This window comes from Galbibacter sp. PAP.153, from assembly GCF_037029175.1.
GTDB lineage: Bacteria > Bacteroidota > Bacteroidia > Flavobacteriales > Flavobacteriaceae > Galbibacter > Galbibacter pacificus.
In genome coordinates, this window is record NZ_JAZEUN010000023.1 from 19,172 (window position 1) to 43,601 (window position 24,430).

General features: G+C 38.7%; 24 protein-coding genes. 7 read left to right on the plus strand and 17 right to left on the minus strand.

Translation table 11 applies throughout. From position 1 onward, the window contains the following. Positions 1-22: 22 nt before the first annotated feature. The 11 genes from UXI14_RS14500 to hemA form a co-directional block, all read right to left on the minus strand. Positions 23-988 carry a DUF4421 family protein gene (locus UXI14_RS14500; RefSeq protein ID WP_335966756.1) on the minus strand — a complete coding sequence of 322 codons (966 nt, stop codon included), beginning with the start codon at positions 986-988 and terminating at the stop codon, positions 23-25. Further along, complete coding sequence (gene hemF, locus UXI14_RS14505) at positions 979-1,881, minus strand: oxygen-dependent coproporphyrinogen oxidase (protein WP_335966757.1); 903 nt, start codon at positions 1,879-1,881, stop codon at positions 979-981. The genes UXI14_RS14500 and hemF overlap by 10 nt, the downstream gene beginning before the upstream one ends. A gap of 7 nt (positions 1,882-1,888) precedes the next feature. Next, a complete protein-coding gene (locus UXI14_RS14510; protein ID WP_335966758.1) occupies positions 1,889-2,509 on the minus strand; it encodes a hypothetical protein in 621 nt (206 codons plus the stop codon). Between the two features lie 2 nt (positions 2,510-2,511). After that, complete coding sequence (locus tag UXI14_RS14515) at positions 2,512-4,056, minus strand: hypothetical protein (protein ID WP_335966759.1); 1,545 nt, start codon at positions 4,054-4,056, stop codon at positions 2,512-2,514. 27 nt (positions 4,057-4,083) lie between these two features. Continuing rightward, complete coding sequence (locus UXI14_RS14520) at positions 4,084-4,839, minus strand: hypothetical protein (protein ID WP_335966760.1); 756 nt, start codon at positions 4,837-4,839, stop codon at positions 4,084-4,086. Between the two features lie 124 nt (positions 4,840-4,963). Beyond that, entirely contained in the window at positions 4,964-5,992 is a 1,029-nt protein-coding gene (hemE, locus tag UXI14_RS14525) for a uroporphyrinogen decarboxylase (protein ID WP_335966761.1), read from the minus strand. A gap of 91 nt (positions 5,993-6,083) precedes the next feature. Further along, positions 6,084-6,734, minus strand: a complete 651-nt coding sequence (locus tag UXI14_RS14530) for a uroporphyrinogen-III synthase (RefSeq protein WP_335966762.1) — start codon at positions 6,732-6,734, stop codon at positions 6,084-6,086. An 18-nt stretch (positions 6,735-6,752) separates the two neighbouring features. Further along, the gene (locus UXI14_RS14535) at positions 6,753-7,445 is read right to left on the minus strand and encodes a TrkA family potassium uptake protein (protein ID WP_277900453.1); all 693 of its coding nucleotides are present in this window, start codon (positions 7,443-7,445) and stop codon (positions 6,753-6,755) included. Between the two features lie 14 nt (positions 7,446-7,459). Next, the gene (locus UXI14_RS14540) at positions 7,460-9,202 is read right to left on the minus strand and encodes a potassium transporter TrkG (RefSeq protein ID WP_335966763.1); all 1,743 of its coding nucleotides are present in this window, start codon (positions 9,200-9,202) and stop codon (positions 7,460-7,462) included. Further along, positions 9,199-10,116, minus strand: coding sequence for a hydroxymethylbilane synthase (gene hemC, locus UXI14_RS14545; protein WP_335966764.1), 918 nt, complete (start codon positions 10,114-10,116; stop codon positions 9,199-9,201). Before hemC ends, UXI14_RS14540 begins: the two co-directional genes overlap by 4 nt. Next, a complete protein-coding gene (gene hemA / locus UXI14_RS14550) occupies positions 10,113-11,366 on the minus strand; it encodes a glutamyl-tRNA reductase (protein ID WP_335966765.1) in 1,254 nt (417 codons plus the stop codon). The genes hemC and hemA overlap by 4 nt, the downstream gene beginning before the upstream one ends. 238 nt (positions 11,367-11,604) lie before the next feature. Here hemA and UXI14_RS14555 point away from each other — a divergent pair, with 238 nt between their 5' ends. From UXI14_RS14555 to UXI14_RS14585, 7 genes are all read left to right on the plus strand, one after another. Beyond that, entirely contained in the window at positions 11,605-12,462 is an 858-nt protein-coding gene (locus UXI14_RS14555) for an AraC family transcriptional regulator (protein ID WP_335966766.1), read from the plus strand. 3 nt (positions 12,463-12,465) lie between these two features. Further along, positions 12,466-13,242: a ThuA domain-containing protein gene (locus UXI14_RS14560; RefSeq protein ID WP_335966767.1), complete on the plus strand. Its 777-nt coding sequence runs from the start codon at positions 12,466-12,468 to the stop codon at positions 13,240-13,242. Positions 13,243-13,366: 124 nt separating this feature from the next. Continuing rightward, on the plus strand, positions 13,367-14,395 hold the full coding sequence (hemH, locus tag UXI14_RS14565; protein ID WP_277900447.1) for a ferrochelatase: 1,029 nt from the start codon (positions 13,367-13,369) through the stop codon (positions 14,393-14,395). A gap of 87 nt (positions 14,396-14,482) precedes the next feature. Beyond that, positions 14,483-15,838: an MATE family efflux transporter gene (locus UXI14_RS14570; protein WP_335966768.1), complete on the plus strand. Its 1,356-nt coding sequence runs from the start codon at positions 14,483-14,485 to the stop codon at positions 15,836-15,838. A 12-nt stretch (positions 15,839-15,850) separates the two neighbouring features. Further along, positions 15,851-16,402: a CopD family protein gene (locus tag UXI14_RS14575; protein WP_335966769.1), complete on the plus strand. Its 552-nt coding sequence runs from the start codon at positions 15,851-15,853 to the stop codon at positions 16,400-16,402. Positions 16,403-16,518: 116 nt separating this feature from the next. Further along, positions 16,519-17,946: a HAMP domain-containing sensor histidine kinase gene (locus tag UXI14_RS14580; protein WP_335966790.1), complete on the plus strand. Its 1,428-nt coding sequence runs from the start codon at positions 16,519-16,521 to the stop codon at positions 17,944-17,946. A 20-nt stretch (positions 17,947-17,966) separates the two neighbouring features. After that, complete coding sequence (locus UXI14_RS14585; RefSeq protein WP_335966770.1) at positions 17,967-18,743, plus strand: enoyl-CoA hydratase-related protein; 777 nt, start codon at positions 17,967-17,969, stop codon at positions 18,741-18,743. Between the two features lie 59 nt (positions 18,744-18,802). Here the strand turns inward: UXI14_RS14585 and UXI14_RS14590 are convergent, their stop codons facing one another. The 6 genes from UXI14_RS14590 to UXI14_RS14615 form a co-directional block, all read right to left on the minus strand. After that, positions 18,803-20,212, minus strand: coding sequence for a glycoside hydrolase family 30 beta sandwich domain-containing protein (locus tag UXI14_RS14590; RefSeq protein WP_335966771.1), 1,410 nt, complete (start codon positions 20,210-20,212; stop codon positions 18,803-18,805). A 3-nt stretch (positions 20,213-20,215) separates the two neighbouring features. Further along, positions 20,216-21,925, minus strand: coding sequence for a cellulase family glycosylhydrolase (locus UXI14_RS14595; protein WP_335966772.1), 1,710 nt, complete (start codon positions 21,923-21,925; stop codon positions 20,216-20,218). 11 nt (positions 21,926-21,936) lie between these two features. After that, complete coding sequence (locus UXI14_RS14600) at positions 21,937-22,308, minus strand: glycoside hydrolase family 30 beta sandwich domain-containing protein (RefSeq protein ID WP_335966773.1); 372 nt, start codon at positions 22,306-22,308, stop codon at positions 21,937-21,939. A gap of 228 nt (positions 22,309-22,536) precedes the next feature. After that, positions 22,537-23,193 (minus strand): HD domain-containing protein, encoded by a 657-nt coding sequence (locus UXI14_RS14605; protein WP_335966774.1) that lies wholly within the window; start codon positions 23,191-23,193, stop codon positions 22,537-22,539. Between the two features lies 1 nt (position 23,194). Next, complete coding sequence (locus UXI14_RS14610; protein ID WP_335966775.1) at positions 23,195-23,929, minus strand: lysophospholipid acyltransferase family protein; 735 nt, start codon at positions 23,927-23,929, stop codon at positions 23,195-23,197. A 6-nt stretch (positions 23,930-23,935) separates the two neighbouring features. Further along, positions 23,936-24,385 carry a low molecular weight phosphatase family protein gene (locus UXI14_RS14615; protein WP_335966777.1) on the minus strand — a complete coding sequence of 150 codons (450 nt, stop codon included), beginning with the start codon at positions 24,383-24,385 and terminating at the stop codon, positions 23,936-23,938. Positions 24,386-24,430: the final 45 nt, after the last annotated feature.

Below are 24,430 nucleotides of genomic sequence, written 5' to 3' on the forward strand. Positions count from 1 at the left end.
TGTCGAATTTACTAGTTTTAATTTAATCTTCTTTAGGTAAGTTAAGTTTTTCGTTGATTTTGTCTGCTGTTTTGGTAAGTGCCTTGGGGGCCGGAAAGCGATAGCCTACATGCACATTTACATAGGTAATATTATCGCTTAAACGCATATAGTTGTTCAGTTTTTGTTTTAAAAAAATAACATTGCCCTGTACGCCATAAAAAAAGCGGTTGTAATTAAAGCTTACGCCTGCATTAAGGGCAAACTCATACAAGGGTTTTATGGATGTTTCATCGCCAAAATTGTTGTAATTTAAACCAAATCCCGCAGAAGTGCCCGCAGTGAGTAAAATATTTTTACCTATTACATAATTGTAAAAATATGAAGGTGCCAAGGCTATATTAAAGGCACCGTTATTATTGTCGAACCCGCTGGATTCCATGACAAAGTTTGTATAAAACCAATATACGCTCGGCATAAAGCTCCCGGCATTTTTACGCTGCCATTCGCGTTGCCCGATGGTTGCCCTGTACGAGAAGTTTTCGTTGAAGGAATAGGCAATAGAGCCACCAATTTTATTGGTTTCAAATTTTGGAGCTTCTGTTCGGGTACCATCATAGCTAATGTCGAATCCTTTTTGATGATAAAAGCTTAAATTACAGACCCAGCCTTTGTAAAAGCCCCTGAAATTAAGGTTATAGATTTCGGCATTGCTGTCCGGGTCATTTCCGGGCAGAAAGTTAGGGGAGATGCCCACGCCAAATTCAATTGCACGGTATTGTACATTTAGAGCGATTCGTTCTTTTTTATTGGGGATAATGTTGTATTTTATATCGTCGTTTTCATTGGTGAAAAAGAAATTGTTTGGGGCATTGATAAACAATAGTTTTAGGGCAATTTTATCGTGATATTTTTGAATATAGTTAGTGCTTGCCGTACTGTCTACTTGCGCAAAACAATAAGAACCCGCAAAAACAAAACAAATAAAAAGTTCCTTTTTTATACCCATTTTCTTGGTTGTTTTAGTGCATTGACCAATTTTTCTTCCTTACTCCCCTTTTCCGGATGATGGTCGTAAACCCATTGTACATGTGGCGGCAGGCTCATTAAAATACTCTCAATACGGCCATTGGTTTTGAGCCCGAACAAGGTGCCTTTGTCGTGCACCAAATTAAACTCTACATAACGTCCACGGCGTATTTCCTGCCAATTTCTGTTTTCATCTGAAAAAGGGATATCCTTTCTTTTTTCAACAATAGGAACATATGCCTCTAAAAAACTATTGCCAACTTCGGTTACAAAATTGTACCAATCTTCCATATTCATGCCGTTTTCAGCTTTGCAGTAATCAAAAAACAAGCCGCCAATTCCGCGGGCTTCATTTCGGTGAGCATTCCAGAAATAGTTGTCGCATTTCTGTTTAAAATCGGGGTAAAAAGCTGCATCGTGCTTATTGCAGGCTATTTTGCATACTTGATGGAAGTGTTTGGCATCTTCTTCAAATAAATAATATGGGGTTAAATCTTGACCACCGCCAAACCAATTATCGATGACTTCTCCTTTTTTATTATACATTTCAAAATAACGCCAATTGGCATGAACGGTCGGGACAAATGGATTTTGGGGGTGTAGCACCAAACTCAGTCCGCAGGCAAAAAAATCGCAATCATTCATATTAAAATATTTTTGCATGGCCGGGGCAAGCGGACCGTGAACAGCCGAGATATTTACGCCGCCTTTTTCAAAAACGTTGCCGTTTTCTATAACCCGCGTTCTTCCCCCACCGCCTTCGGCACGTTCCCAAAGGTCTTGTTGAAAAGAGGCTTTCCCATCAATTGCTTCCAGTTTGGACGTAATGGTGTCTTGCAGGTTTTGTATGTATTGATAAAACTTTTCTTTCATGTTGATTTCATTTTTTATATGAAATTAATTTGGCTTCAATAATGGTGAGCACGCTGTAATATAAAACCCCCATAAGTAATCCTGTTTGCGGGGCATCTAAAAACAAACCTCCCGAGCCTCCCGAGCTGTTTTTAAGCTCGTTGTACCCCGAGGTGTTTAAAAATTCGTTTGTAAGTCCAAAAGGGGGAAGTATTTTTGAGCTAAAGGCTACTATAAATAGTAATACGAAATAGGCAATAAGGGCAATAATAGAAAAAAGAATAGTTCGGTCTTTTAATTTTTTATCGACATTAAAAAAGGCAAAACGCATTCTGTTTAAAATTACAAACATATAGGTAATTAAAATAACGTTATTGGGCATCGATTTATTAAAAGCATAAGCGAAAAGACCGTAAAAGGGGACAAAGACGATAAGCGACCATTTTTTGGGCATCAATGCCATAAAAACACCCGAATGTACCAACACAAACTCAAAGGCCATTAACGACGACATGGAATAGATTTTTTCTGCTTGGTTGAGTTGTGGGAAAAACCAGAGTTGCAAAAATTGGTATACAATAAATGTATTCATTAAAATACCAGCATATTCAAATTGTCTGTCGTATTTTTCAATGATCCTAACCGGCATTTTTATGAGTGTTTCTTAGAAATTGTTTTTTTGTACCTGAATTTTATATCCCCAGTAAGAACATCGAATGTCATTTTTATGGCATTTTTCACAATAAATTTCATACTGTATAGAATCTTCTTTTCGCCCGGCACTTGCTCAATGAATTTTTGTGTAAAAGCGTCATGGCTTACGATAAAACTTTCATTCATGTAATTAGGAACCCACTCAGCAGTTAGCTCGTTGCCATCCTTGTCATAAAATCTAAAGGACTTATAATCAATATTGAGGTAGTTTTTAAAGCTTATAATGGCCGTACTATCAGATAATTTAAAATGGTAATCGGCATCCTCTTCTACGGAGGATGTTAGATGAACGGTTTCCCTTTTGGTGGGGCTATTTGTGGTAATATCCAGTTTGACTTTTGCTACCATACTTTCTTTTTCCTTTTGGTACAAACCTGGATGATAAGGCCCCATATACATTGGTGTGTAGTATTTTATATTGGTATTGGGCTTTATATTCATGGTTTCTCCATTTTTATCTATAAAACGAATAGCATTTACCTCTGCATATGTTCCGGTTAAAAGAGAATCTAAAACAGCTGCATTTTTGTTTCTATATCCGGAAAGAAAATACATATTGCTGAGACCGGGACTATCAATGGTTAAGCTATCTAAAGATTGCCCGATAATTTTTTCGAGTTTTTCTTTATCGGTTGTCAAAGGGTTTTTCTTATAAGTATATGTTATAGGGTCAAAGCCTAAGTTGCTATATTTCATATAGCTGAGATAATTCAGGGCAGGTTCTATTGCCATGTATTCATCATACATGTTTGGGGCTTCATAATTTTCGGCCTTGTTTATCATTAAGGTGATTACGTCGTCACCATACGATATATACTTGGTGTAAAGAGGTATTCCTGTTTTCTTGTCCAAAATGTATTTTACGGCCATATAGATGGTGCCGTGTTTTTCTTCCAAAGTACTCTTTCCGTATATGATGACTTCTTTCCTATTGATGTTTTCAACTGTATAGTGAAACGTTACGGGTTGTGCTTTGGCATCGAGTAATTTACTTGAAATTGAATCGGTTGTACTCCAAGAATATCCTTTTTTTAAAACAATGTCTTTGTATAGTTTATTGTAAGTGGGATTGCAATACTTCCCCAATTCTTTTAAGATATCTTGTACTTTATTAGCATCCTCCATATTTTTATGGCTTACCAGTTTCATAGTTCCTTCATCAATCTGAAAGATAAATGGTTTGGATGTTAATTGTCGAATTTTTGTGCTATCCCTTCCCAAACTTTTAGGGTTTCTGCTGTCGATGTTAAACCCCATAGAATTCAATTGAAACCTGTTGACCTTCATGTTGAAACTTGCATCGTCCTTTAAGAAAGTGGCTTCGATATCTGTTTTAAGCGCTAGTTCAATAACGGATTCTTTTAAAATAAGAAATTCGGTTTCAAAGGAATAAGGATGATCTTTTTTAGGATTGAATTCCAGTTCTTGACCGAATCCTTTAACAACGGAAAATAATAGTATAAAAATGATGAGCTTATGCATGTTGAAAATGGGATGTGTTTTTAAGAATTATCTTTTTGGAAATCGTTTTTTTACTTCTTCATTATAATCGTCTACAAATTTTTCAAACCATTCACTGGATTGCTTTTGAAGCGATCGCATAATTTCAGTATAATCAGCAAAGGAATCTTTGTGGATGCCACCTTGGCATGCTATTCTATGCGTTATGTCCGGAAACATAGGTTCTGGTGGAATTTCTACTTTTTTAAAGCGGATGTTATGCTTTACATTTTTTTTCTTGAACAGGACATCGTCCGGTTGTTCGGTGACAATTCGGGCAAGGCTTACAACATCATTCTCGAATAATGGGTCGGCAAATTCGGATAAAGGAATGAACCCTTGATCATCCATTTTAAACTGATAATTTTCAAACGTGAATACATCTATACAATTATTAATATAAACTAAGGTTTTTAAAACAAATGCTGAGGAATTGACGGTTGAAACTTTTTCGCTCAGGTCTAGCTCTTTCATCAACTTATGATGAAGGTCTGTAGTCGATAAAGCATTGTTTTGCCGATATATTTCTTCAAACCAAATGCGTCCCATTTTATTGTTGTGCAAGTCCATTGCTTTCTCTAAGTCTTTATTCGCAAAAGCCGATTCATGCCAATCGGTTATGGTTTTTGCCCAATCCAATGCCTTGGAAAGGCTCTTTCCTGCTTTGGTTGAACGATAGGCAATTAACATGTTCCACAGTGCATGCCTGTATGCATTGGCTTTGTTGTTTTTATGGTGTGTCTTGCCAAAATAGCTGGTAGACATGCCTATGCATTGCTTAGTGGCTTTTACAAAACAGTAAAAAAAAATAGGCCGCATTAATGCAAAATAAACCAACTTAATAAGCTGTTTCCATGAAAGCGACTTTATGATGCGTCCGAGATTCATTTTATTTGTGTTCGTATTCTTTGACCGCTTCGATAAAGGCTTTGGCATGGTCTACGGGAATATTTGGTAAAATTCCGTGCCCCAGATTCACGACATATTTATCTTTCCCAAAGGCATCGATCATTTCGTGTACCATTTTCTTAATGGTCGGAATGGGTGATAGCAATCGGGATGGGTCGAAATTCCCCTGTAAAGTGATGTTCCCGCCGGTTAAATACCGTGCGTTTTTAGGCGAGCATGTCCAATCTATGCCCAAAGCAGAAGCTTTACTTTTTGCCATATCATTTAAAGCAAACCAGCAGCCTTTTCCAAATACAATTACTTCGGTTTCACCGGCCAAGGCCTCTACGATTTGGTAGATGTATTTCCAGGAAAACTCTTGATAATCAACAGGAGAAAGCATTCCGCCCCAAGAATCGAAAATCTGAACGGCATTAACCCCGTTTTTCACTTTTTCTTTGAGGTAAAGAATAGTAGTGTCGGTTATTTTTTGGAGCAAAGCATGGGCAGCTTCGGGTTGCGAAAAGCAAAAACCCTTGGCAGTATCAAAACTTTTTGAGCCTTTTCCTTCAACCGCATAACAAAGAATGGTCCATGGGGAACCGGCAAAACCGATTAGCGGAACTTCGTTGTTCAACATTTCTTTGGTAAGCTTAATGGCATCCATAACGTAGCCCAGTTCTTCATTGATATCGGGAACAATTACCTGATCGACGTCTTTGGCTGTCCGGATTGGATTTGGCAACCATGGCCCCAGGCCGGGTTTCATTTCCACTTCAATGTTCATGGCCTGTGGAATGACCAAAATATCTGAAAATAAAATAGCCGCATCGGGCTTAACAATACGAATGGGTTGTACGGTAATTTCGGCGGCCAACTCTGGTGTTCGGCAGCGGGTAAAAAAATCGTATTTGTCTTTCAACGCCATAAATTCGGGCAAATACCTTCCTGCTTGGCGCATCATCCAAACCGGGGGCCTTTGCACGGTTTCTCCTTTCAGGGCTTTTAAAAAAAGGTCGTTTTTTATCATGTTTTTATTTTTCTACAAGGTTGAGTTTTTGTTGAATCCCAACGTTTTGTTTTTTACACCTACAAGGTTTTTTGGAAACCTTGCAGGAAGCTTAATGTTCTTTAAAATGCTTGATTACCTGAACAAGCACATTTTCAATAGTGGTCCTGTTGGCGGTAATGATATTGTTGGTGTGTTTTCTGGCTTCAGCCTCAGTGGTTTTTCCAAGGCAGAAAACGGTGGTGTCTTCAAATAAATTCCGCTGTGCATAGCTTTCTACGGCACTGGGGCTAAAAAATAAAATCCCATCATATTGACGAATCATGTTTTTAGAAGTAAGCCTGGTTTTGTATACCTGAATTTCGTTGAGCTTAATATTGTTTTTCCGGAGCATTTTTGGCAGTTCTTCCCTGCGGAGGTTGCCGCAAAACAGGTAAAAATCCTTGTCCGGGTGTTTTGCCACAATTTTGTTTGCCAGTGCCCCAGCTTGATATGCTTTTTCAACTACATTGAAATCATGGTGTTTAAGCAGGGCTTCGGTTTTATCGCCTACACAAAAGCAATTTTTTATTTTTATGGAACGGTCCAGAATTGCATTTACTGCATTTTTACTGGTAAAGATTGCATTTTCAATGGTTTCGGGAGCCTTAAACGATATCGGGGCTATTTCAATAAAATCTTCTTCAATACATTGAATGGCTGCTTCTTCTAAAATATTTTTTTGTGTAACGCTAAGTCGTTTCGTACTTAAAATTTCGATCATTTCTTACAATCCTTTTTATCATTTAGAAATTTCTTCTCCAAAATTGGAAATGTCTTCGTTTCTTCCAAAAACTATTAAAAGATCATTTTTTTGAATACGTGTGTTGTTGTCGGGCAAACCTATAACTTCCTTTTTTTTGATTTTGTTGCCCAAGAAGTTCTTTTTGTTGCAAGGGCGTATAATGGTAACCACGTTGAGGTTGTATTTTTTTCTGAAGTCCAGTTCTTGAAGTGTTTTGTCTTCAAAAGAATCTTTCGCCTGAATTTCGGAAATGGAATACTCGTCGTCCAGATTAAAATTGTCCAGAACGTTCTTTAAGTTGATTTTTCCCGTAAGGTTTGCCGCTGCTTCCTGTTCGGGGTGGATAATATTTTTAATGCCCATGGCCTTGAGCACCGTGTCGTGCACAGGAGATAGGGACCTGCTTATAATTTTTGCCTCGGTTTTATCTTTTAAAATTGCCGTGGTAATAATTGCGGCCCCTTCATTTTCGCCAATGGCTACAATGGCAATATGCGCATCTTTTAAAGGAAGCGAATCGTATGCCAGCTCATTGGTCGCGTCAAGGCAGATGGCGTGGGCGATTTTGTCCTTTAAGAGATTGACTTTTTCCATTTTTAGGTCTACGCCAATAACTTCGTTGCCCGACTCGGTAAGTTTCATGGCGAGCGAAGTCCCAAAATTTCCTAAACCAAAGATTATTATTTTCATGATAATACCAATTTTTAATTGATTAGTATATTTTCTTTTGGATACTCATAGAATTGAGTGTTCATTTGTCTTAAAACCCCTATAAGGATGTTGAGCATTCCTATCCGTCCAATAAACATTACAACAATTATTACCACCTTGCTGGGATAGCTCAGCACGGGGGTTAAATTTAAGCTGAGCCCAACGGTGCTATATGCAGAGAAAGACTCGAATGCAAGTGAGATAAGGTCTCTTTTGGGTTCGAAAAACAATAGCAATAAAATGGAAATACCAATAATTATTAATGAAATGCACAAAATGGCAAAAGCCCTGTTTAAAGTAGCATTATCAATACTGCGGGTTCCAATTTCAATTTGCTTTTTATTTCTGGCAATGGCAAAAATATTAAGTGTAGCCAAAGCAAAAGTAGTGGTTTTTATACCACCGGCCGTTGATGCTGGCGAGCCACCTATCCACATCAACAAAATTACAAACAATAAAGATGGCATGGTTAAATGCGCATAATCTATTGTGTTAAAACCTGCTGTTCTTGGGGTAACCGATTGAAATGCGGTCGCGGTAATTTTTCCAAAGGTAGAATTGTGTTCTACAAGTGTATTGCTGCTTTCGTTAAAATAGAAAAATACAAACCCCGAAATAAGCAAGAGCATGGTTGTTGTCATTACAATTTTAGAATTAAGGGTTATTAGCCTTACCAATTGTGCTTTATGTTCGCGGTTGAACAAATTAAAAATGTATGTTTTTAAATAGCTAAAGAAATTAAAAACGATATTGTAACCCAAGCCCCCAAAAACAATAAGTGTCATAATGGCCCATTGAAAAGGGTAGTCAAACCTCAATGCCTCATTAAACAGCCCATCGGGAGCTGTTGAAAACCCAGCGTTACAAAAAGCCGATATGGAATGAAAAATACTAAAAAAGATGGGGTTGTCTATTTTAGAGAGGTCTTCAATTGAAAAATAAATAAAAATAGCGCCTATACCTTCTAAAGCAAAGGTAAAGGCAACAATGTTCATGGCAAATTTTAAAGTGTCCTTTAAGGTTTCAGAAGCAACATAATCTTTTACATAGAGCGTTTCCTTAAACGATGAACCGCCTTTAAAGAAATAAGCAAAAAAAGAGGTAAAGGTTAATATTCCCAAACCGCCCAGTTGTATAAGGAACAATATTATGGTATGCCCAAATACGGTAAAATCGGTAGCAGTATCCATTACTGCCAAGCCGGTAACGCACACGGCACTTGTCGAGGTAAAAAAGGCATCTATAAAATGCAATTCCCCAACGGTTGTTGCCTTTGGTAACATTAATAAAAAGGCACCTATGAGGTCGAATATAAAAAAGCTTCCCGCAAAAAGAATTGCAGGGTTAAAGTAAATACTGTACAAATAACGTATTACAATGGTAAGCCTTAAAATAAGGTAGAGCAGCAGAGACCCTTCTAAAAACGGTTTTATTTTAAAAAGGTATTGTTGCAAAATATGTTGGGATGCAAAAACATACACCCCTATGCTTAAAAGCACCACTGCCGAAAAAATGCTGACATAGGTTAGGCTAAGGAGTTTTCGGGTTTTGTCTTTTAAAATAAAATAGCGGTATATATTGGTGCCAAGTAAGATTAATATTAATGCACTTATGATAATGAGTTTATGGGCCCTGAATTTTTCGTAAATAAAAAACCCAAAATCAAAAATGAGAAAACTAATGACAATAAAGTCAATTATTAAAAAAAATAACCGTTGCGGACTAACTTTTCTCACACACTTAATTCTTTTTTAATTTTTTTCATTATTTCTTCTCCACCCAAACTTAATATTTCTTTGGCACATAAAGCACCTAAACCTTCGCAATGTTCAATAAGTACTCTCTTTTCAACGGTTGCTTTTTGTTTTCCGTCCAAAGAGAAAACACCGCCAAGAAAGCTTATGTAATCAATATCAATAGTTGCCAATGCTCCTATAGGTGCCGTGCAGCCACCTTCTAAAGTCCTTAAAAAGTCCCTTTCGATGCTCGTGCAGATATCGGTTTCGTAATGGCTTAGTTTTTCCAGTGCTTTTCGGGAATAGTTGTCGTTTTCCATGGCAACCACAAGCATGGCTCCTTGTGCAGGTGCAGGGATCATCCAGTCCAGTTCGGTATAATGTTTGGGTTTTAGGTTGATCCGTTCCAAACCTGCTGCGGCAAAAACCGCACCGTCCCAAGCATTGTCCTTTAATTTTTGAAGACGTGTATTTACATTGCCCCTAAGATCTTCAATGGTGTGCTTTGGGTATCTGTTAAGCCATTGTGCTTTGCGCCTAAGGCTCCCGGTGGCTATGGTTGCTTTTTTGCCAAACTCTTGAGGTTTTTCTTTGTGTATAAGCAGGTCTTTTGTGTTTGCTCTTTCCAGTACGGCAGCTTTTACTATGCCCGAAGGCAACTGCGTTGGAACATCTTTCATGCTGTGTACGGCTATGTCTATGGAGCCGTTGTGCATGGCAACGTCCAAGGTTTTGGTAAAAATGCCCGTAATCCCCAATTCGTGCAAGGGCTTGTCCAGAACAAGGTCCCCGTCTGATTTTACAGGAACAATCGTTGCTTCATGGCCATTGCGGATTAATAAATCTTTTACGTGGTTAGCCTGCCATAGCGCCAGTTCGCTATCGCGAGTTCCAATTTTTATTAGTTTATTCATTTTGAAGTTTCTAATTGAAACACTTTTTTTATAAGTTCGATGCTGTCGTCTGAGGTGTTTGAACTTTCTTTTAAATGATTGGCGAAGTGCGTCGTGATTTTTTGAATGATGCGGTTACTTATAATTTCTGCCTGTTCGTCATTAAAGTCGTTTATTTTTTTACGCTGAAAATCAATTTCGGCATCTTTTAATGTTTTTAACTTCTTTTTCAATGCTTTAATGGTGGGGGCAAACTTTCGCGTTTCCAGCCAATGTTTAAAATCGGTTTCTACCTCTTGGATGATTGCTTCAGCCTGCGGAATAAATTTTTCCCTGCGCTTTAAAGTATCGTCCGTAATTCTAGACAGCTGATCCAAATGTACCAAGGTAACGTTTTTGTGCTCCTCCACATTAAGATCGACATTCTGGGGGATAGATAAGTCTAAAATTAATAAATCTTTTGAAGTGTAAATAAGTTCTTTTGAAATGGTTGGCTTTTGGGCGCCCGTTGCAACGATAAGAACGTCGCTCTTTTTAATTTCTTCCGGTAGGTTGCTGTATTCCTTGACTATTAAATTGAATTTCCCGGCAACCTTCTCTGCCTTATCCTTGGTCCTGTTAATGAGTACAATATGGTCATTCTTGGTGTGTTTTACCAAGTTTTCACAGGTGTTCCGGCCTATTTTCCCCGTTCCGAAAAGCAAAATGTTTTTATTGGAAATATCGGGCACTTTGGCCAAAATGTATTGTACCGAAGCAAATGCAACCGAAGTTGCCCCCGATGAAATCTCGGTTTCGTTTTTAATGCGCTTGCTTGCCTGTATTACGCTATTGCAAAGACGCTCCATAAAATGATTGGTTACCCCTTTTTCTTTTGAAGCTATGAAACTTTGCTTTATCTGGCTGATAATTTCAAAATCGCCCAAAATCTGACTGTCCAAACCGGTCCCGACCCTAAATAAATGAGAAATAGCATGGTTGTTCTTATATACATAACCAATACTCTGAAACTCTTCCACGGTACCGTTGGAATTGCCGCAAAGCAGTTGTATAAGTTGAAACGGGTGCTGTGCAAAACCAAATATTTCGGTCCGGTTGCAGGTCGAGGTTACTAAAATACCATCTATCCCGGCAGACTTCGCTTGGTCCAAAAGTGCATTTTTTGCTGTCTCGTCCAAACTGAATTTCCCCCTAAGTGCGGCATCGGCTTTTTTGTAGCTAATGCCAATGGCGTAGAAAGAACTATGTTTTGATATATTATAAGCTTCCATTCAGTGTTTTCTGAAATCGGTGACAAAAATAAATTTTATAAAAGTAAAAAAATAACGCTAGAAGAACTTTTTATGTCGTTATAAGAAAAACAGTGTTTTTTTGGACTTTTATAGCTTAAAATAATGTACTTTTGAAGTAAAATAAACCCTTTTCGGGTTTTTTGTTTAGAACAATTCTAAATAATACACGGAAATTACAAGTGCTTGATTTTATAAAAAAATAACGCTGTAAGTGCTCATGGAAGAAATTATAATTGAAGATAGGCTGACTTTGTTGAAAATTCAAAATGAAGGTAATGACATTCAGCATATTAGCAAACAAATTGACAGTAGTTTTATCCAGTTCCACTTTTGTTTAAAGGGAAGTTCGATTTTTCATTTTAACCAGGGAAATTATGCCATTGACTTAAAAGAAGACCAAGCTTTACTACTTTACAACCCACAACGGGATTTACCCATTAATTTGGAGCTCAACTCGAAAACCTGGCTTATCTCCGTATTGATACCCATAAAGAAGTTTCACTCGCTTTTTTCTTCGGAAGCAGATTATATTCATTTTTTAAATGAAGAAAATATAGATAAGAAATATTACAACAATGCCATAATAACCCCGGTGATGTCTGTGGTTTTAAGCCAGATGATGAATTATAATCTGCACCCGTCCATAAAGCCGCTTTATTTAAAAGGGAAGATATACGAGCTATTGAGCCTTTATTTCAACAAACCGGAAGACGCCGATATAGAACAATGTCCGTTTTTAATAGACGAAGACAATGTCCGCCGCATTAGAAAGGCAAAAGACATTGTTATTTCCAGAATGGCTGAACCGCCCTCGCTTCAAGAACTGTCGGATGAAATAGGGTTAAACTTAAAAAAATTAAAAGAAGGGTTTAAGCAGGTCTATGGAGATTCGGTGTATAGTTTTTTGTTTGATTATAAAATGGGATATGCGCGAAAAATGCTCGAAACGGGCGAACTTAATGTAAACGAAGTCGGTTTGCGCGTAGGATATAGCACCGCAAGTCATTTTATTGCCGCTTTCAAGAAAAAGTACGGAACCACACCAAAAAAATACATAATGTCATTAAACACTTAAATTATGATAAGCTTAAAACCAACTTGCAAAGTCTTTTTTATTTTGTTCCTCAATTGCTTTTTATTTTGTACCGCACAAGATTCAGAAAAAGATAACACGGGCAAAGTGCCGCAGGAAGAACAGGTGCTTGTTTTTACAAAAACCAATGGATATAGGCACAAATCTATTGAAACAGGTGTCGAACTGATAAAAAAACTGGGAAATGAAAATAATTTTAAAGTTGTGCATACAGAAGATTCGTTGCAGTTTAACACATCGAACCTATCAAAATACAAGGTAGTTTTATTTCTTTCCACCACCATGGACGTACTTGGGGACGAACAACAGCAGGCCTTTAAAAAATACATTCAAAACGGAGGCAGTTTTATGGGCATCCATGCCGCCAGCGATACCGAATATGGCTGGCCATGGTACGGAAAACTGGTCGGGGCTTATTTTGTAAGTCACCCTAATAACCCAAATGTACGAAAGGCCACAATACAGATTCTAGATAAATCACATGTCTCAACACAAATGTTGCCCGGAAAAACGTGGAAAAGGAACGACGAGTGGTATAACTTTAAAGATATTAACCCCGATATACATGTGTTGCTTAATTTAGATGAAAATTCATATGATGGCGGAGAAAACGGCGAGCACCATCCAATTGCATGGTATCATGAGTTTGATGGTGGCCGGGCCTTTTATACCGGTGGGGGCCATACCATCGAGTCTTATTCAGAACCCCTTTTTGTAGCGCATGTATTGGGAGGTCTTACCTATTGCTTGGGGCGTGATTAATATCAATATTATTTATAACGGCATAAAACCTTAACAGGGAAAAAGAAGAAATTAATATGTTAAAGCATTAGCTTTGCAAAAAATTTAAAAACCTGCTTGGCACAGAGCAGAAAAGCAAGAATGAATGAAAGGAGTATTATTGGTTAATTTGGGTTCTCCAGATTCAACAGACCCTAAAGATGTTAAGCGATATTTAGAAGAGTTTTTAATGGACGAACGAGTTATAGACCTTCCTTTATGGCTACGCACTTTCATTGTAAAAGGAATAATTTTAAATACCAGGCCAAAAAAATCTGCGGCAGCTTATGAAAAAATCTGGTGGGAGGAAGGATCCCCGTTAATTGTCCTTTCAGAGAGATTGCAGGAAAAAATAGACCATTTAACACAGGTTCCCGTGGCTTTGGCCATGCGCTACGGAAACCCATCCATACAAAACGGTTTGCAAACACTTTATAACGAAGGCGTAACCGATGTTTTATTAATACCCCTATACCCACAATTTGCCATGGCCACAACGGAAACCATTTTGGTCAAGGCCGAAGAATTGCGGCAAAGGCATTTTCCGGAAATGCAGTTTACCAATGTGCCGGCTTTTTACAATCACCCGGATTATGTGCGCGTGTTATCCGAATCCATTCAATCGCAATTGGAAAATAAGGAGTGGGACCATTTGCTGTTTTCATACCACGGGGTTCCGGAAAGGCACATCAAAAAGTCTGATATTACAAAGTCGCATTGTAAAATAGACGGGCAATGTTGCCAAACCGCTTCTCCTGCGCATCAATTTTGTTACCGTCACCAATGTTTGGAAACCACAAGGCAGGTGGCCGCTTATTTAGGGTTAAAGGAAGGGACATACTCAAGTTCTTTTCAATCAAGATTGGGTATAGATCCTTGGTTGCAACCTTTTACCGACAAAACAATTAATAAATTTGCAAGCGAAGGCGTCGATAAGCTTGCCGTGGTTACCCCCGCATTTGTGTCAGATTGTATAGAAACTTTAGAAGAAATTGGAATGGAGGCCCGGCATGAATTTCAACAAAATGGAGGCAAAACGTTTCATATGCTCGCCTGCTTGAACGATGATGAAGCATGGGTAAAAGTATTATCCCGTTGGATCGATGAATGGGCACTTAGCCCCATTGAAAAATAAAGAATAAATGTCCTGCGCTTGCTGGCAAACATATGTTGCACAAGAAAGCATGGAACCTATCAACCTTACTTAGTAAGTTAAAAAAATATGGCAAAAGCTACTTCAAAAGAATTGGGAACAGATTCCATAGGCAAATTATTGGTGCGTCAAGCAGTGCCGGCCTCCATTGGTATTCTGGTAATGTCGCTAAATATATTGGTCGATACCATTTTTGTGGGGAACTGGATTGGTTCTGTAGCTATTGCGGCCATTAATGTGGTGCTCCCGGTCTCGTTTTTTATAGCCGCTTTGGGAATGGCAATCGGGATTGGCGGTTCTTCCATAATTTCCAGGGCATTAGGTGCCGAAGAACCAAAAAAGGCACTAAAAACCTTTGGAAATCAAATTACGCTTACTTTTCTTCTAACATCGGTTTTTGTAATTGTTGGTTTGGTATTTGTAGATACCATAATACCAAGTTTTGGTGGAAAGGGTGCAATATTCGATCCGGCAAAGATCTATTACAAAATAGTACTTTATGGGGTTCCTTTCTTGGCATTGTGCATGCTGGGGAATAATGTAATAAGGGCAGAAGGACGGCCAAAGTTTGCCATGATCGCCATGATTATCCCATCGGCGGGTAATTTAATCTTCGATTATATATTTATAAATGTGCTGGACTACGGAATGTATGGTGCGGCATGGGCCACGACGGGATCTTATATGTGCTGCTTTATTTACATAGTTTGGTATTTTTTATCAAAAAATTCCGAGCTTAAAATAAACTGGTCCCATTTTGGGCTAAATAAAAGTATTGTTTTCGAAATTGCTTCATTGGGCGGGGTTACCCTTGCAAGACAGGCCGTGGTAAGCATTACGTATTTATTTTTAAACAATATCCTGTTTGAACTGGGCGGCGAATCGTCGGTTACGGTATATGCCATTATTGGGCGCATGCTTATGTTTGCATTGTTTCCGGTGCTGGGTATTACCCAAGGTTTTTTGCCAATTGCAGGATTTAATTATGGGGCCAAGCAATACCAAAGAGTGCGGGAATCTATTAATACGGCTATTAAATATGCCGTAATTTTAGGCTTTGCCATTTTTATATTGATAATGTTGTTCCCCGAGGCAATAACCAATGTGTTTACACACGACAAGGAAGTCTTGGCCGAGACACCCGGAGCCATGCGTTGGGTCTTTGCCGCTACGCCAATTGTGGTGATACAATTAATAGGGTCGGCTTATTTTCAAGCCATTGGAAAAGCCAAACCGGCATTGTTGCTTACCTTGACACGGCAGGGGTTCTTTTTTATACCGTTGATATTGATCTTGCCCAAGTTTTACGGTGAAATCGGGGTTTGGATATCCTTTCCTATAGCAGATGTTCTTTCTACCATCGTTACTGGATATTTTTTGAATAAAGAAGTGCGAAAAGAACTGGTTATTACAGAGAATAATTAATTTTAAAGCAAGATGGCCGAATATTACAACTACATAAAGGCATTACATTTAATTTTTGTTATTACTTGGTTTGCAGGATTGTTCTATATTCCAAGGTTGTTTGTCTATCAAATTGAAGCATTCCACAAACCATCGCCCGAAAAGGAAATTTTGGGCAAACAACTTAAATTAATGGCCAAGCGCTTGTGGTTCATCATTACCTGGCCGTCGGCTATTTTAGCCCTTTTTTTTGCAATATTGTTGCTGGTAATAATGCCGGGATGGCTTCAACAGGGGTGGATGCACATAAAGCTCCTTTTTGTTTTTTTGCTGATTTTATATCATTTAAAAACACATCAAATCTTTAAGCAACTACAGCGGGACGAGGTAAAATACACCTCCAAATCTATGCGTATTTGGAACGAAGGATCCACCATCATCTTGTTTTCGGTAGTTTTTCTAGTAATTTTAAAAGATAGCCTTAATTGGGTGTTTGGCGTTGTCGGTATTTTTATTTTGGCAATTTTGCTCATGCTGGGCATACGTTTGTATAAACGTATTCGCGATAAAAATCCGGAGGCCTGACGTATTTAAAGGTTGGATATTTATAAAAACATTGGTGTAATTATTGTTATCTTTAAAATTGAAAAATTGCAATTGTGTATAATAAACTTTCGCTTCGGACACGCATATTCATTACCATGATTTTTATAGTGGTGCTGGCATCTGTGCTTATCGCCGGGGTTACTATTTATCAATACAAAGAACAGGCCGAAGATTACCACAAAGAATACCTTGAAAGAAAAGAAGACCAGCTCAACGCTCAAATAGATTATATGTTGAAGAATACTACTTGGGAGGTTAAAACCGAAAACCTTATGTATATTCTGGAATATAAAAATGCCATTTATGAGGCTTCAGATGTTTTGGACATCAATTTTAATGTATACGACCTGGAAGGAAACCTAATAATAAGCTCAAAACCTAGAATTGGCCTGGACGAAACCAATAATCAATTGGATCAAAGCATTATTCACGGACTGGCTTCCAGTTTTACCAAGCGTTATATAGAAAAGACCAAAGCGGCCGGCGACCGTTTTCAATCTTCTTATAGTTATATTTTAGACCCTAAATTTAAACCGATCGGCATCCTTCATATCCCTTATTACGAAGACGATACTTTTAATAACAGCGAGTTAAAAGAGTTTTTGCTAAGGCTCGGTGCCGTATACCTTATTTTACTTGCCCTTGCGGTAATGCTTGCCTATGTTATCTCTAAATATATTACACGGTCCCTAAAAGCCATTAGCGAAAAACTATACCAGACCAGGCTTAGCAAGCAGAACCAAAAAATTTATCTGGACGATCCCAGTGAAGAAATTGGCGCTTTGGTAAATGCCTACAACGGTATGATAGACGAACTTGAAAACAGTGCTACATTGCTGGCCAAAAGCGAACGTGAACAGGCATGGCGCGAAATGGCTAAGCAAGTGGCCCACGAAATTAAAAATCCGCTTACCCCCATGCGCCTGAGCGTGCAAAACTTTCAGCGAAAATTCGACCCGGACGACGAAAATGCATCAAATAAAATAAACGAATTCTCAAAAACATTAATTCAGCAAATCGATACCATGAGCAATATTGCTTCGGCCTTTGGAAGTTTTGCCAAGATGCCGGCACAGCAAAACGAGACACTAAATGTTATTGAGGTGGTGCGGTTGTCGGTCGATATTTTCAACGAAGACTATATAACGTTTTTTTCAGAAGAAAAAGAAATTATAGCAAAACTGGACAGGACCCAGTTAATAAGGATAATTACAAATTTGGTAAAAAATGCAACGCAGGCACTGGCACCAGACAGGGAACCTAAAATTGTAGTGAACGTCTACTCTGATAAAGACCTGGTAAAAATTTCTGTAGCCGATAATGGTATTGGCATTGCCCCCGAAAACCAAGAAAAAATATTCGAACCGAAGTTTACCACCAAGACCAGCGGAATGGGGCTTGGTCTAGGAATGGTAAAAAATATTGTTGAAACCTACAACGGGCATATATGTATGTCGTCTGTTTTGGGAAAAGGAACTGTTTTTACCGTATCTTTTCCTAAATTTAAAGAGAAATCAGAATAAAAAATATAAATAAGACATCTATGAGCTTTGAAAATATTTTAATCGATATTCAGGGACATATTGGTTTAATTACCATTAACCGCCCTAAAAAATTAAATGCACTTAATAAAGCTACTATTGAAGAACTGCACGAAGCCTTTAAAAACCTTGAAGAAGACCCCGATGTACGGGTTATTATTATAACCGGAGCAGGGGAAAAGGCATTTGTTGCAGGTGCCGATATTGCAGAATTTGCCAACTTTTCGGTGTATGAAGGGTCGCAATTGGCCGCAAAAGGCCAAGAGCTGCTTTTTAATTTAATAGAAAACCTTAGCACCCCGGTAATTGCTGCCATTAACGGTTTTGCATTGGGGGGTGGTTTGGAATTGGCAATGGCGTGCCATTTTAGAGTGGCAAGCGACCATGCTAGAATGGGGCTTCCGGAAACTTCTTTGGGCGTTATCCCCGGTTATGGAGGTACGCAAAGACTTCCGCAATTGGTAGGAAAAGGAAGGGCCATGGAAATGATTTTAACTGCCGGAATGATTGGTACCGAGCAAGCCTTGATGTCCGGGCTCATCAACCATATGGTTGCCCAGGAGCAGTTAATTCCTTTTTGTGAAAAAATAGCCGGAAAAATTATCAATAACTCCCCTATGGCAATTTCATCGGCCATAGCTTCCATAAACGCAGGATTTGGCAGTAATGGTTACCGTAAAGAAATTGAAGCTTTTGGCGAATGTTTTGGCACCGAAGATTTTAAGGAAGGCACCACCGCATTTTTAGAAAAACGAAAAGCGGATTTCCCTGGGGAATAAAACAAAAGAGGCCAATTGGCCTCTTTTCTGCATAAAAAGATGTAGGTTAGGGAATAATTTTATTGAACAAGTGTTGCTACAGCTCTTGCCATAACTTGAACGTACATATTTGTATGGCCTATTTTTATTTGAACTTGCTGAGGTTGGTCGGTTTTATTCAACATGACAGAAACAATCTTTCCTTCTTTGGTTTTAAAAGTTACATTAGGAACCGTATCATTGGTGCTGGAGGCAACCCTTACCGAACCAGGGGGTATAAATTTAGAAGCTTGTGCTACAATATAATATGCCGGATTTCGTGTTACAGAGTCGCCTTTAATGGTTATGGCGCCCAGACAAATATCGCATCCGCCCCTGTCCGTATGTGGGTCCATTTTTTCATCAGCGGCCAAGTTCCATTCCAAAACCGTTTTACACCAGTTTCGCGTAGCGCCAATAATAAGATTTTCGGTATGCCATTCCATTTCTTTCTCAAAATCGCCCGGTGCACCCACCCATTGTTCGGTAAAATAAAGATTTTTATCCGGATGCTTTTGATGTACTTTGGAAAGTGCATCAATTTCCCCGCCGTATAAATGAAATGCAGCGCCATCTATATATTTGGCAGCTTCGGGATCGTCTAAAATAGAAATAGGGTAATCAATCCGGTCGGCATTATGATCGTAAATCACAATTTTGGTCGTAATGTTATTTTTATTAAAAGCAGGTCCCAGATTGTGTTTGATAAAATCGGCCTGTTGTGCCGCCAGCATAAGCGTGCTGGGGTTGTTGCCGGGGTGCAGGGGCTCGTTTTGTACGGTAATGGCGTCCAAGGTAATCCCGTGTTCTTCCATCGCCTTGAGATACTTTACAAAATATTGGGCATATACTTCATGGTATGCTTCTTTTAAGCTTCCGCCACGGGTATCGTTATTGGTTTTCATCCATTTTGGGGGCGACCATGGCGAGCCCATTATTTTTATATCGGGATTTATTTTTAGAATATCCTTTAATACCGGAATTAAATAAAGCGTGTCGTAAGCCAAAGAAAAGTGTTCTAAATTTTCATCGGTTTTTCCTTCGGCAATATCATCATAAGACCAAGGTTTCTCATCAAGGTCCGAAGAACCAATGCTTATCCGCAAATAACTTGCTCCAATGCTGTTTTTGCCCGTGCCAAAAAGCTCTTCCAAGATTTTTATCCGGGCAGAATCGCTCATTTTATAAAGGTGCATGGCGCTACCGCCTGTTAAGCTGTACCCAAACCCATCCATGGTTTGGTAGGTTTTTGTGGTATCGATATTTATAATAACTGCATTTCCGGGGGATTTTTCAGAATGGTTTTCAATCGGGACTTTTTTTAACAATACAGATTTATCCAGGGAAGTAACCCATAACGATGCATCGTTGTTTTGTTGTTCTTTTTTAGTTGAACAAGAAAATGCAATAAAAGCAATTCCCAGTAACAGTAAGTTATATTTTTGTAGCATTTTTTATTTTTTGATAAGAATTTCCTTTAGGTCCGGCCGACCTTTAAGAACGGTAATTTTGAGTTGATTGAAACCTTTGTTAAGCGTTATTTTTTTTGCTTCTGAAGTGTTCCAAGATAAGTTTTTGGCAATTGTAATTACTTCAGAATATCCATCCTTGTTTTCTATTAAAACAGAACATTCCGAAGTAGTTTTTGTAGTAAATGCAATTTCATAATCCCCTTCTTCTGAAGCTTCAAAAGTATATTGAAGCCATTCGCCACGTTGGGTATCGCCTACATAATACCCGCTTTCGTCTTTGTAAATATCAATGCCGTCGTTTCTATAGGTGCGGCCATTGTTCCATCCTGTGCGCTCTTTTCCGGTAGAAACGTAATAATTTCCATAATCGGTATCAAAATAAGCAATGCCAAGCTTTCCAAGGTCGTAATTTACTGCCTTTATCAATGTATCTTCATCAATATTTACTGCTTTGTATGGTTTTGTTCCGTTTGTTAATGGTAGGCGCATCATGGCATCTACAACATCTTTATGGAAAATATTGTTTTCAATTTTAGCATCTTCGGCGAGTTGCATCAGTGCGTCATAAGCTTCTTTTTGAGTGGGTTTATCGGCTTTATCAGCCCAATAATCCAACAATTTTTGATAGCCCGGGTTTACCTTAATCTCCAATGGATTGTTGAAGCCCAGCTTTTTTAGCGGCCACCAGCACCAACCAATATTGTTCTGCTGCATTAAAGTAATAGCATCGGTAAACCATACATTCGAGTTTTCCCCGGTTTCGCCTAACCAAATAGGGGTATTGTATTTTTTCCGAAAATCCAAAAAACCTTGAATTTCAGCTTGGGTGTTGTAGTTCCAGTATTTGTGGAAACTAATTACCATATTGTCGTCCCATGGGGGAAGAACGCCGTTGTAATTATTTCCCCAGCCGTTTCCTTCTATAATGAGGATGTGTTTTTTATCTACTTTCCTAATGGCTTTGGTGATTTCTACCATTAATTTTTTAAGCGGTTTGTTTTCCTGTTCGTCTATCCCGTTTTTATGTTTTCCGGTAAATGCCCAATTGGGCTCGTTAATAATATCGTAGGCGCCAATCCATGCTTCGTCTTTGTACCTTTCGGCCAATTTTTGCCAAAGCGCAACGAGTTTCTCTTGATTGGCTTTACTTTCCCATAAGGAAGGTTTAGAGGGGTCGCGGTCGGATATGTTTAGGTCGTGTCCTTGTCCGCCCGGAGTGGCATGCATGTCTAGAATGAGGTACATTTTATTCCCTTTGCACCATTGCAATAAAGAATCGGTCATCTGGAAACCTTTTTCCAGCCATGTTTGTTTGCCTTTTACGGGTTCGTCTTCTATGGGGAGCGTATAAAGATTGTAATGCATGGGAAGCCTAACAGAGTTAAACCCCCAGCTCTTTAACGAATCGATATCGGTTTTTTGGGTATGGTTGGCAAGCCAACGGTTGTAAAATTCTGCCGTAGCTTCTTTTCCAATTAATGCTTCAATATGTTGTTTAAAAACATGTTGCTGACCTGAGAAGGGAACTTTAAGCATATAACCTTCTTGGAGCATGTGTCCGCCAAGGCCAATTCCTTTCAGCAATATATTTTCGCCTTTTTCGTTTACAATTTTTTGACCATCGGTATGCAGGTTTTGTGAAAAACCAATTGCTGTTATGGCCAGAAATAAGATATTAATTAAATTCTTCATTATGTTGTTGTTTATTTCCAAATAAAGGTTCCAACGGCCCCCGCTGGAAGCGCTATTGTAAACCATTTATCATTGTATTTTACATTAAAAGATTCGTCGTTGCCGCCATCGTTTTCCACAATAAGCACAATTTTGCCATTTGGGGTGGAGAACGCAGCGTTTTGTAGCGTTCCATTTATGTTGCTTTCAATGCTAACAGATCCCTGCGGAACAAATTTAGAGGCATGCCCAACAATATAATACCCAACATTTCGGGTAATATTTCCGGCGTTGTCTATAGTTAATCCACCTTTGCAAACAGTACACCCCCCATTGGTATGAGGCTCGTAATATTCGTTGTTGGCCAAATTCCATTCAAGGGCATTTTTGCTCCAATTTCGCATGGAACCTATAATTACATTTTTTAAATGCCACTTTAAATCGCCCCCAAAATCTCCTTGCGATGAGGTTATTGTTCCGTAAAGTACACATTCTTATCCAGAAAAACATTATGTACGGTTGAAAGCGCACTTATATCGCCCGAATACAAACTGCAAGAATTTTTACGCAACTTGGATTGATTACTACATCAATCACCTGTTCCATGCCATTGATCTTCTATGGTTAAAAAGTTATAATCGGCCATTAACTTCGTTGTAAAATTCTTCTAAAAAACCTTCCATGTACTCATGCCTTTTCTGGGCAATTTTTTTTCCGGTCTTAGTGTTCATCCGGTCTTTTAAAAGCAATAGTTTTTCGTAAAAATGATTTATGGTGGGGGATTGGCTTTTTTTGTATTCGGCTTTGCTCATGTTCATTTTCGGAGCAATTTCGGGGTCGTACAGTTTTCTGTTTTTAAACCCACCGTAATTAAAGCACCGGGCAATGCCAATGGCGCCAATGGCATCCAGCCGGTCTGCATCCTGAATAATATCGAGTTCCAAGGATTTGAACTGCTGATTGAAATTACCTCCTTTAAAAGAGATGTTCTCTATAATCTTTTTTACGTGTTCAATGGTGGTTTCGTCTACTTTAATGCTTCTTAAAAAAGTCTCGGCGGTCTTGGGCCCAATGGTTTCGTCGCCATCATGAAATTTGGCGTCGGCAATATCGTGCAAAAGTGCACCAAGCCCAACTATCAGTGGGTCGGCTTTTTTTTCGTCTTTGGCAATAAGCAGGGCATTGTTAAAAACACGTTGTATATGAAACCAATCGTGGCCACCTTCAGCATTTATTAGGGCCTCCTTTACAAAGGCAATGGTGTGTTCAATGGTTTCTGTATTGGTCATATTAATAATTTATATGGCTGCTAATGGTTTCTTCAATTTTGGCAATAAGCTCATCTGGAGGCAGGTCCCTGGCCCCAATAGGCGTATGGACATCAAAAGTTATATGGGTGCCTATGCCCATTGGAAATTTACCGTAGCGCAGGGTTTTCCATGAATTATTGATGCTTATGGGCACAACGGTTGCATTGGGGATTTTTTTAAGCAATATTTTAAGCCCTCCTGTTTGAAAACGTTTTGGCTTGCCGTCCCTGCTGCGTGTCCCTTCGGGGAATATAACAACCGACCTGTTGTTTTCCTTGGCATAATTGGCCACTTTTAGTATCTCCTTAAATGCTTGCTCTTTGTCTTTCCTGTCTATCAAAGCAGACCCTCCGTGCCTTAAATTGTATGAAATGCTCGGGATGCCCTTGCCCAGTTCTTTTTTGCTGATAAATTTAGGGTGATGTTTTCTCATATGCCAGACAATGGGAGAAATATCGTACATACTTTGATGGTTGGTAACAATGATGCACGGCTGGTTTGTTGCAATTTTATGAGGGTTTCTAAACGAAACGGTCGTTCCCAACAATAGCAGGCTCCGCATTAAAAACCAATTTAGTATGTCGACGCTTTTTTTATGGGCCTGATAACCCAATAAATTATGGCATATCCATTGAATGGGATGGAAAATAACGAGTAACAGCCCAAAGAATATAAAATAAATAACAGACAATGGATAGGAAAGTATCTTTTTCATTTAACCTTACTTTTTTGTATGGAGCTCCTCTTTTAATTGTTCTACAAATTCCCGGGTTTTCTTTTCCAACAGCGGAAGTACTTTTTCGGGGGCTTCTATATAATCATCGGCAAAAAGCCAGTACGATATTTTATTTTCCATTTCTGGAAAAGTTTCTTTCATCAAGTTACGGTGTTCGTTTTCATCCATGGCAATAACCGTATGGTAATAGTCAAAGTCATCAGCAGTAACAGGAATGGGCATCCGTAACTGGTGGGATATGTCTATGCGTAACTTTTCCATATAGTTTTTGGTATGTATGGAAAGGGGCCCTTTGTTGTTGCTGGATAACCGGAGTCCCTTTGAAAAAGCCCGAAACCGAATCTCTTCTTCTTGGCAGAGCTCGTTGAATAAAATTTCTGCAAACCTGCTTCGGTAATAATTTCCGGTACAAATAAATAGTATTCTATGTTCCAAATGTGTAATGGTATTTATTGGCAAAAATAAAAAAACCACGTGTAA